At 67.1% G+C, this 10,495-nt stretch carries 8 protein-coding genes and 1 pseudogene; 3 read left to right on the forward strand and 6 right to left on the reverse strand.

Translation table 11 applies throughout. The features are described from left to right. Nucleotides 1-589: 589 nt before the first annotated feature. The 6 genes from MJ777_RS20580 to MJ777_RS20605 form a co-directional block, all read right to left on the reverse strand. Nucleotides 590-2,239, reverse strand: coding sequence for a cation acetate symporter (locus MJ777_RS20580; protein ID WP_239312091.1), 1,650 nt, complete (start codon nt 2,237-2,239; stop codon nt 590-592). Then, nucleotides 2,236-2,598, reverse strand: a complete 363-nt coding sequence (locus MJ777_RS20585) for a DUF485 domain-containing protein (RefSeq protein WP_239312094.1) — start codon at nt 2,596-2,598, stop codon at nt 2,236-2,238. Before MJ777_RS20585 ends, MJ777_RS20580 begins: the two co-directional genes overlap by 4 nt. 184 nt (nt 2,599-2,782) lie before the next feature. Continuing rightward, complete coding sequence (locus tag MJ777_RS20590) at nt 2,783-4,597, reverse strand: cation acetate symporter (protein WP_239312088.1); 1,815 nt, start codon at nt 4,595-4,597, stop codon at nt 2,783-2,785. Nucleotides 4,598-4,609: 12 nt separating this feature from the next. Next, nucleotides 4,610-5,032, reverse strand: coding sequence for a hypothetical protein (locus tag MJ777_RS20595; protein ID WP_239312085.1), 423 nt, complete (start codon nt 5,030-5,032; stop codon nt 4,610-4,612). Between the two features lie 14 nt (nt 5,033-5,046). Next, complete coding sequence (locus MJ777_RS20600; protein WP_239312082.1) at nt 5,047-5,814, reverse strand: LytTR family DNA-binding domain-containing protein; 768 nt, start codon at nt 5,812-5,814, stop codon at nt 5,047-5,049. A 93-nt stretch (nt 5,815-5,907) separates the two neighbouring features. Then, complete coding sequence (locus tag MJ777_RS20605; RefSeq protein ID WP_239312079.1) at nt 5,908-7,095, reverse strand: sensor histidine kinase; 1,188 nt, start codon at nt 7,093-7,095, stop codon at nt 5,908-5,910. Between the two features lie 606 nt (nt 7,096-7,701). Here MJ777_RS20605 and MJ777_RS20610 point away from each other — a divergent pair. The 3 genes and pseudogenes from MJ777_RS20610 to MJ777_RS20620 all read left to right on the forward strand — a co-directional run. After that, on the forward strand, nt 7,702-8,526 hold the full coding sequence (locus MJ777_RS20610) for a trans-aconitate 2-methyltransferase (RefSeq protein WP_239377500.1): 825 nt from the start codon (nt 7,702-7,704) through the stop codon (nt 8,524-8,526). 169 nt (nt 8,527-8,695) lie between these two features. Then, nucleotides 8,696-9,601 carry a sugar phosphate isomerase/epimerase gene (locus MJ777_RS20615; protein ID WP_239377501.1) on the forward strand — a complete coding sequence of 302 codons (906 nt, stop codon included), beginning with the start codon at nt 8,696-8,698 and terminating at the stop codon, nt 9,599-9,601. Between the two features lie 642 nt (nt 9,602-10,243). Further along, nucleotides 10,244-10,495 (forward strand): annotated as a pseudogene (locus MJ777_RS20620) (branched-chain amino acid ABC transporter substrate-binding protein); the annotation flags it as partial.

Raw genomic sequence — 10,495 nt, forward strand, 5'->3', positions numbered from 1 at the left:
CACACTGCTGCACCCCGGGCGGAGGATCCGGCTTCATACCAGCACACGCCCAACACACGGACATTCGAACTATGTCGTCCGTGACGCGAGTGGGCACAGAATAATTATAACCATTCAGGATGGGCTATCGCCAACCCTACACGCAATCTCCATATGGAGACCTCCACTTGGAAGCACTCGACGTCGTCCGTCCTGTCGCTGGGCCTCAGTAACCGCCAGCAGGACTGGCCTTCAGCAAACAAAAGCGATGTTCGCCACTGAGCGTACATGACATCCGGAGCGGGCTTATCGAGGTACCGACCCCGGCCTGCGGAGGAGTTTAACCACACCCGAGAAGCGAATGCCCACAAGGACCCATCGATTACTCAAAGCGACCATCCAATCGGCCCTCAGTCGCTGGCAGGCCACAGGTGCCGCTGCCGTTCACGATGCGTTGCCCGGCCCGCATTGCACCTGCGGCAGAAACTACGAGATATGGCCGCCCACGAAAAAGACGAGGCATGGCGGTCCGCGCTGACCGCCATGCCTCGTCTCGCCGGCCGGGGGAGTATACCGGCGGGCTTGCTCCAGTCCTTTCGGACCGGGAAAATCAGTGGACCAGTGCCTTCTCCGCCCCGGCTCCAGTGAGAGCACGAACCTCCATCTCGGCGAACTTGTCCGCGTTCCGCGACTCCCTGCTGGTGACCGACCCGAGCCAGCCGAGCAGGAAGGCCAGTGGGATGGAGACGATCCCGGGATTCTCCAACGGGAACCAGGAGAAGTCGATCGACTTATCTGTGATCATCGACACACTCTTCCCGGTAGCCGCGTCGACCTTCCCCGAAACAACCGGGGAGAACGCGATGAGGAGCACCGATGAGATCAGCCCCCCGTAGATGCTCCACAACGCGCCGCGGGTGGTGAACCCCTTCCAGAACAGCGAGTAGAGGATCGTCGGCAGGTTCGCCGACGCGGCGACGGCGAAGGCCAGCGCGACCAGGAAGGCGACGTTCTGATCCTTCGCGAAGATGCCACCCATAATCGCCACCACGCCGATAACGACGGCGGTGGTCCGGGCAACCCGCACCTCCGCGTCCGGATCGGCGGCGCCCTTCTTCAGCACGTTGTTGTAGACGTCATGGGCGAAAGACGCGCTGGCTGTGATGGTGAGGCCAGCGACAACCGCCAGGATCGTGGCGAACGCGACCGCCGCGACGATCCCGAGCAGCAGCGTGCCGCCGAGCTCGTAGGCGAGCAGCGGAGCCGCCGCGTTGGCCTTCCCCGGCGCGGCGTTGATGCGCTTCGCGCCCACCAGATACATCGCGCCGTAACCGAGGATGAGGGTGAACAGGTAGAAGACACCGATGACGCCGATCGCCCATACCACGCTGTGGCGTGCCTCCCGGGCCGACGGCACCGTGTAGAAGCGCATCAGCACGTGCGGCAGGCCGGCGGTGCCGAGTACGAGGGCCATCGCTAGCGAGATGAAGTCGATCTTCGTAAGGGTGGACAGCCCGTATTTGACGCCGGGCTCGAGCACCGCGTCGCCCTTGGGACTGGCCGCGGCCGCGTCGCCGAGGATCGAGGAGAGGTCGAAGCCGGACTTGCCGAGCACCCAGAACGTCATCAGGGCGGCGCCCAGGACGAGCAGGACCGCCTTGACGATCTGGACCCAGGTGGTCCCCTTCATTCCGCCGACCAGCACATAAACGATCATCAAGATGCCGACGACGGCGATCGTGAGGTTCTGGCCCGTGCTCCCCTTGATGCCGAGCAGGAGGTTCACCAGTCCGCCGGCGCCGGCCATCTGCGCGAGCAGGTAGAAGAAGCTGACCGCCAGGGTCGAGATCGCCGCGGCGGTCCGCACCGGTCCTTGTCGCAGCCGGAAGCTGAGCACGTCGGCCATCGTGTATCTGCCGGTGTTCCGCAGGAGCTCGGCGACGAGCAGCAGCGCGACCAGCCAGGCGACGAGGAAACCGATCGAATACAGGAAGCCGTCGTACCCTTGCAGCGCGATGGCTCCGGTGATGCCGAGGAATGAGGCCGCCGACAGGTAGTCGCCCGAGATGGCGATGCCGTTCTGCCGACCAGTGAACGCCCGGCCACCGGTGTAGTAGTGGGCGGCGCTCTGGTTGCCACCCGACGCCCGGATGACGATGGCCAAAGTGATCATGATAAATATCGCAAAAATCGTGATATTGACCGCTGGCTTGCCGACGGTCTCGGCGGCGAGCAGGGTGGTTGCGGACGTGGCTGTCATGACCCGCCCCCCTCGAAGTGCGCGCGCAGCCGCTCCGCGGTCGGGTCGAAACGCCGGTCCGCCCATCGGATATAAATCATTGTTATAGTGAAGGTCGAAACGAACTGACCGAACCCGAACAGCAACCCGATGTTGATGTTGCCGATCACCTTGGTAGCCATGAAGCCGCGCGCGAACGCGGCGAGGCAGACATAGAGGAAGTACCAGGTGAGGAACAGCGCGGTCACGGGGAAGACGAAGCGCTGGAAACGCCGCCGGTGCTCGATGAACTCAGGACTGTCCTGGATGCTGCGGTAGCTCGGCACCGAGCCACTGCCGCTGTGGGATTTACCTTCGCCGCCATGGACGACGTCAATCATGCTCACCCGGCATCCTCCAAAGATCGTCGCTCGGCCACCCAAAGCGGCCTGTGACAGCTATCACTGTGTCGCGAAGCTGGAATCCCTCGCACTCCTCACAGGCACGAGTGCGATCAGTGGCACGGATTCAGCGCTCTGCGGGCCGGGCGGACACGACGAACGGCCGGTTTCACGCGACGAACGGTTAGGGCGTGTTCCGGAGGTCATCTGTCCGGCTCGCCACGCCCAGGCGGCCCGGCGGCGCGGCCCCCCGGCAGGGAGCCGCGCCGCGGTCGAGGCCCAGGCCTTCGGGAGCGTGCAGACGCACCATGAGCTGGCGGATTCCCGCCGGGGTGCTGCCTGGGGTAAACAGCGAGACAACCATCATCACCACGAACACCAGCGGCACCGTCCACGCCGCGGGCTGGGCGAACATCGCACCAGCCAGGCCGGCCGGCGTGCCGGCCACCATGGTGACGGTCGCCGCCGCTCCCGCGAGCAGGCCGCCGACGACAAGTCCGGCCAGCGCGCCGGTTACCGTCAGCTTCTCCCACCAGATACCAAGTACCAGCAACGGGGAGAACGTCGACGCGGCGACCGCGAACGCGAGGCCGACGGTGTCAGCGAGGCCGACCTGCGTGGCGAGCAGTGAAACCGACGCCGGAACCGCCACCGCGATGACAGCCCCGATCCGGAAGCCGGAAACGCTCACCCGGCCGCGGAGCAGGTCCTGACCAAGCACCCCCGCAACCGACACCGTCAATCCACTCGAGGTGGACAGGAAGGCGGCGAAAGCGCCCGCGGTCACCAGCGCGGAGATCGCGTGCCCGCCGGCCCCGGGCAGCAGCCGCCCCGGCAGCAGCAGCACCACCGTGTCCGTCCGTCCGGTCAGCAACAGGTCCGGAGCGTAGATCCGGCCCAGCGCGGCATACAGGGGCGGGAAGACGTAGAAAGCGCCGAGCATGGCGACGACGACGCCCGCGGTCCGCCGAGCGGCTCTCCCGTCGGGGTTGGTGTAGAAACGCACGATCACGTGGGGTAATCCCATCGTGCCGAGCAGAAGCGCCAGCATCAGCGAATACGTTCGGTACAGGGCGGGGCCCCGCCCATCGGCCGCGGTTGGCCGCGACCAGCTGGAGCCGTCGAGAGGCATGATCTGCTCGGCATGCGGTACCGGTTCGCCGGCCGCCAGGGTGACCGTGCTGCCCGCGGCCAGCAGTACGCTGCCGGCCGGTGCGGCGACAGGGGCCAGCCGCACACTCCCGTCCACACGATCGCCGTTGATCTTTCCATGTACGGTCAGGGTGACCGGTTCGACCACGCGCAGCCGGGTGTCCTCGATCAGGCGCACCGTCGTCGTCTGCCGGGTCACGGGATGTCCTGCGGCCGACGGGTCGGGCGCGCCGTCGGCACCCCAGACCACCAGCATGAAAAGAACCGGTACCGCGATCGCCGTGAGCTTGAGCCAGTACTGAAACGCCTGCGTGATCGTTACCGAGCGCATCCCGCCGGCCAGCACACCCACCAAGACGACCGCGACCACAATGGCGACTCCGGCCCAGCGGGGTGCGCCGACAACTGTGTACAGCGTCAGGCTGGCCCCCTGGAACTGCGGCACCAGATACAACCAGCCGATGCCGACGACAAGCAGGGAGGCAACCCGGCGGACCAGTGGGGAGCGCAGCCGGATCTCGGCGAAATCCGGCAACGTGTAAGCGCCTGTCCGGCGTAACGGTGCCGACACCAGGACGAGCAGCACCAGGTATCCCGCGGTGTACCCGACCGGGTACCAGAGCATCTCGGCACCGGAGGCGAGCACCAAGCCCGCGACACCGAGGAAACTCGCGGCCGACAGGTACTCACCGCTGATCGCCGCGGCGTTCCAACGCGGGCTGACCGACCGGCTCGCGACGTAGAAGTCGCTCGTGGTGCGGGACAGCCGTAATCCGAGCCCACCGATGCCCAGCGTCGCGAGGCAGACGCCAGCGACAGCCAGCGACTGCGGCCACGTGTTCGCCATTCCGCAGCGGCCTCAGTGCCGGTCCACCAGGCCGGCGAAGTCGCGCTCGTTCCGTTCCGCCATCCGGATGTACCACCAGGCGGCCACCAGCAGCACGGGATGAACCACGAGACCGAGCAGCAGCCAGGGCAGCGGGATGCCGAGCAGCCGGGCGGTGCCCAGCGCCGGAGCCATCGCGAACACGACCGGGATCGCGCCGATCGTAAGCAGCACTGTTCCCAGCAGCGACGTTCCCAGCCATACCTGTGCCCGCAGGAGTGAGCGCAGATAGACTTCACCAAGCGCGGTCTGCTCGTCGAGGTCCCGGGCCAGCGGCCACGCGGGCGGGCGAGGCGCGGCATCCATCCGCGGGCTGGTTATGCGTACCCGTGCCGATGGGCGGGCCGCTCGTGCTTCCGGCCGGGAGCCGCCGTCCGGTGTGTCGCCCGTTGCCATCCCGCCGCCTCCTGTCAGAGCCGGTCACCCTGGCCCCGAGCCAGGCTCGCCGAGCGTACGAGACGGTCCCGCAGCTGTCTGCTGTGCCGGCGGCTGACAGGCAGGACACAGTCACCGAGCCGGACGGAACAGCGGCCCTCCTCGATGCGGACCTCGTCGATAAAGGCGAGCGCGACCAAGGTGCTGCGGTGGATACGGACGAATCCGACCGGAGCCCAGCGCTCCTCCAGCGCTGTCAGAGAGATCCGCACCAGGTGACCGTCGGACGCGGTGTGCAGGCGCGCATAGTCACCGCGCGCCACGGCAAAGCGCACCTCCGACCGCCGGACGAACCGGGTGACACCACCAAGCTCCACGGCGATCGTCTCATCCGGCGCTGACGCTGTGCGACCGCCGACAGCGCCACCGGTATCGACGACCCGGCGTAGCGCCTCGGCCAGCCGCTCCGCTCGGACCGGCTTGAGCAGGTAGTCGGTCGCCGCCACGTCGAAGGCGGCCACCGCATGCTGCTCGTGGGCCGTGACGAACACGACCTGCGGGCGGACGGCGAAGCGCCCGAGCACCCGGGCAAGATCCAGGCCATCCAGGCCGGGCATCCGGATATCACAGAACACGACGTCGAACCGTTCGGCGTCGAGAGCCCGCAGGGCTTCGGCTCCGCTACTCGCCGCGCGGACCCGGCTCACCCTCCCATCCGCGTCAAGTAACCAGACAAGCTCGTTGCGGGCCGGCGTCTCATCATCCACCACCAGCGCGCTCAGATTCTCACCACAGCCTCTCACCGCGGCGGGGCATCGGAGCTGACATAACTCACCATAACTGGAGATTACTTCAGAACATCAGGGTCCAGCCAGCATGAACACGCTGGTGTGTATTCAGCCGGCCCGGACCCCCGACGCGAACTTGGGCACCCGGAAGCTCACCTTCGTGCCGGCCCCCGGTGCGGTCTCCACGACAAGCCCATAGGCGTCGCCAAAGACCGACCGCAGCCGGGAGTCGACGTTGCCCAGCCCGATCGAATCCGCGTCCGACTCACCGGCCAGGACCCGACGAACCAATTCTGGATCACTGCCCACCCCGTCATCCTCCACCCAGATGTGTGCCTCGGCGCCGTCATCGGTGGCCCCGAGCGAGATGTGGCCGACACCGGTCCGCTCCTCCAATCCGTGCCGTACGGCGTTCTCCACCAGTGGCTGGATGGCAAGGAATGGCACCGCGACCGGTAGCACCTCCGGAGCCACCAGAATCTGCACCTGTAACCGGTCGCCGAACCTGGCCTTCTCCAGCACGAGATAGCGCTCGATGTTGCGCATCTCCTCGGCGAGTGTGGTGAACTCCCCACCCCGGCGGAAGGCATAACGGGTGAAGTCGGCGAACTCCAGCAGCAGCACGCGGGCGCATTCCGGATCGGTACGGACAAACGAAGCGATCGCTGCCAGTGAATTGTAGACAAAATGTGGGCTGATTTGGGCACGCAATGCCCGCAGCTCCGCCTCGACGGCTCTGGTCCTGGACACCTCCAGCTCGGCAAGCTGGACCTGGGTGGAAACCCAACGCGCCACCTCCTCAGTTGCCCGGACCAAGCCGGCACCGACGCTGGGCGCATAGGCGACCAGCGCGCCGACGACCTGGTTTTCGCTGGTCACCGGGGCAACCACAGCAACACGGACAGGGCAGTCCGGATCGGAGCAGGCGACGTCGGACGCGGTGAGGACCACGGTCCGCCCGGTCGTCAGCGCTGAGCCTGCATGCTCGATCGCGGACTCGGCGTGCGCCCCCGACCCAGCCCCGTCCCAGGCGAGGGTCGCGGCGACGTCCACCAACGCAACAGCCGAGGTGCCGAGCAGGGCACGCAGATGGCGGACGGATCGGGACGCGCCGGTCGGTGTCAGCCCCTCACGAAGGTGAGGGGCGGCCAAAGAGGCGGTATGCAGGGTCGCGAACGTGGCCCGGTCAGCGCTTGTCCCGAGGTCGCCGCGATGCCGGAAGCCCCAGACAACGAGGCCGGCGGCAACGGCGAGGACGGCCGCGAGCCCGACGGCAGGAATGCCACCGACAATCACGTTCGTGCGACAGCCGCGGACAACGGCTCGGCCGTGCCCAGCTTGTTCGTGGCGCCCGGTTCCCCAGCGCCCACGGTGAACGCCGCGTTCACCGTGACCACCGCGTTCACCGTGACCACCGTGCGAGACGCCCGGCATGGCTGGCCCAGCCGGCACAAACGACCGGCGACAAGGGCCTTGCGGTGGGCCCCGGCCGTCGTGGGCCCTCGCCGTTCACACGCCATCGTCCTCATTATCGGACCGCTCGGACTCGTCCGCCACTTCCATCTGGAGACCCCCGCACCGAGACCTCCGATCGGAGCTACCCGATGCAGCCGGTCCAGCGCAGGCTTTCAGAGCTCACCGGCCGTATCGCGCGCCGACCGGCACCACTGGAAGAAAGATGCCTGCCAACAAGAATAGCTGACCTCCGGCAAGCCTACCCGCCAATCGGCCTGAAGGAGATTCTCCGATGCTACTGAGCACACTCGACATGATCCAGCAACCACGAGGCCACCTAATGGGTTCACACATGTTATCCCGCGCACCATTTACAATGCTTCACCAACGGCCGAGGAGTATCGGAGAACACATCGCCGTGCCCGCGACATCCGCGGGGGAATACCAGTGACCGCGGTACGGCTCGGCCGTCTCCCGGAGTCGGCCGAGATCGACCCGCAACATGTGGCCAAGGCGAATCATCAGCTGTTCGAGGCCTCAGCCGCCTTTGACGACGCGCAGCTCAGCGCCTGCCGTGCCGACAGCGACTTCTACACGGCGGCTGCTGTCGAGTTCGGCGGACCGGTGGTCGAGGTCGGCTGCGGCACCGGGCGGATCCTGGCGCCGATCGTCGCGGCGGGAATCCCAGCGACCGGGATCGATCATAGCGGGGCGATGCTCACCGCCGCCTGGAAACGCTGCAACGGTCAGGTCGGGCTGGTATATGCCGACCTGCGGCACGCCCCCGACGTTCTGCCGCCGGTTCGGCAGGTGCTGTTCACCTCCGGGGTCTTCCAGTACGTCCTTGACGATCAGGCTGGTCTCCTGTCCGACTATGCGGCTCGATTAACGGTCGGGGGGCGGCTGCTGCTCGATGTGAAGGCGTTCTGGGATGATCCGGTCTACCGGGCCGCGCTGGACATGCCGATCTCCCTCCCGCAACGGACCTATCGGCACCCGGATGGCTCGGTGACGGTCACGACCACGATCAGCATTGATCGCACCACACATGTTGTCACTGAACGGATTCGACATACCGTTACGAGCCCGGATCTGGCCTTGCTGGACGAGGCTGAGCACATCCACGTCATGCGGTCCTACAACCTTCCGGAACTGCTGCTCATCGCTGAGCTGGCCGGCCTGCGGGTTGTTGACGTCCGCACCCGCTACCAGGACCACGCCGGTCCAGCGGACGCGGCCGGCACCCGCTACATCCTGGATATCCGCCCATGAACACGCTTCAGCGGGGCCATGCCGGGCGGCCGGATCGCGCGCCGCGCAACACAACCGGTTCGAACACAACCGGTTCGAACAGAGCCGGTTCGAACAGAGCCGCCACGGCGGCTGGCCTCAGCACACGATGCTCGGCACCAGCCGATCACCGCGCCGGCAAGGCCCCGCAATGATCCCGTCACTGTCCTTACAGAGCCTCGGATACCCCGACGATGATCCACCAACCGTCACCCGCATGGCGATCGCCGCCGGCTTCACCGGCGTGCACCTGCACCTGCACTTGACCCCGCCGACAGACCGCGACCGCCTCGCGCGGCTCGTCGACCACCATCAGCTCACCGTCACCTGGGTCTACCCCATGAATGATCTCTTTTCCGCCGACGCGGCCACCCGGCACGCCGCGCTAGCCGCGTTCACCGCCACTGCCGCATACAGCGCCCGGCTCAGAGTGGCCGTGGTCTCCTCCCGGCTGCCAGCCGACATCATCCCGGTCGCAACGCGCCGGCACGCCCTGCCAGGAGCGCTCGCGAACCTGGTCGATCTCGCGGGGACAGCCGGACTGACATTCGGCATCGAGCACCTGCACCGGCCGACCACAGCCTGGCACACTCCGCAGGACCCGGCAGGCAGCCTCACCGACCTGGTCGAGCTGCTGTCCGCCCTTGGCCCGGCCACCGGGCTCGTCGTCAACAGCGCCCATCTCGCCGCCGCGGGCGCCCTCGGCGATCTCGCATCCACCACCGCCAGCGAGTCCCACAGCTGGCTGGAGCGAGTCATCGACGTCCGGCTGGCCGACCCGCCACCGGCCGGACAGCCAGAGCACGAGCAACGCTGGCCCGGTACAACCGGTCGTATCGACCATACCCGGCTGTGTAACCAGCTCGCCGACGCCGGCTATCGCGGACCGGTGATGGTGGAAGCATCCGCCGCTCCCGGCGTGGCACGCATCCATGCGGCGTTTCAGGCCAGAACCTTCCTCAGCACCCTGCCGACCACCAGCTTCGATCATCCAGAGCACGGCCCGCTCCACCCGCCGCGGCCGGCAACGACTCCGGTGAGAAGCTCCGCACCATAGGCGACGCCCACACGCTCCACGCACCGAGACTTCCTGTCCGCCGGGCCCGGCGGATGGCGTGCGGGCAGGTGGTGGGAGTCTTACCCGTACCAACGAGGCGAGTACCCATACCGGCCAGCACGCCCGGCCCTCGGCCCTGTCCGCTATCTCTGCCCGGAGACCTCCTGACCGAGATCTCCGTTTGGAGCTATCTCATGCTGTCGGTCCTGGCTCAGGCTGTCGGATGTGACACAGACCGCTGAAGAACCGGTTGAGGTGACGGTGGCCGAACCCGCCGATTTCGTCACCGCCGATCTAGTCGGCCCCGTCAACGGTTACCAGCAGAATTCTCGGGCACGAATGCGGCCGGCCAACGCACAGCGCGGCTTTCCGGGAAACGGGCCGCCCCCACCCATGCCGGGCAGCACCGGCGCCCCAGCCCCGTCATCGCACCGAGCCGGCGAACGGTCCCGGCCTGCCAGCTGTTCGGTGGAGCCGGCTACACCCAGGATTTCCCAGCCGCGTCCGTCCGCCGCGATTGACCGTCCCCAGAGCCGGTAGGCCGGTCGTCCAGCCGTGCTCCGCCAGCCGCATCCGCTCTCACCCATTCATCGTTCGGGAGTCACGGATTTTTCAGCACACGCTCCTGGCAAGGGGTTCTCTATGGACAGACAGCGCCGAACCGCCCAGCGGGTAGCTGTCGCAGTCGTGAGTGCCGCGGTCGCGTTGACGACGGCCGCGTGTGGGACGTCGCAGCCCACCAACAGCCGGGCAAGCAAGGACTGCGCGGTGCCCGGAGTAACCGCGAACGAAATCAAGATCGGTCTTCTTTACCCGGACACCGGCCCGCTGGCAGGCGGATTCCACGCCTTCCGCGCCGGCGTGGACGCGCGGCTGGGCACGGTCAACGCGGCC

The organism is Protofrankia sp. Cj5, assembly GCF_917627405.1.
In the GTDB taxonomy this organism is placed as follows: Bacteria; Actinomycetota; Actinomycetes; order Frankiales; family Frankiaceae; genus Protofrankia.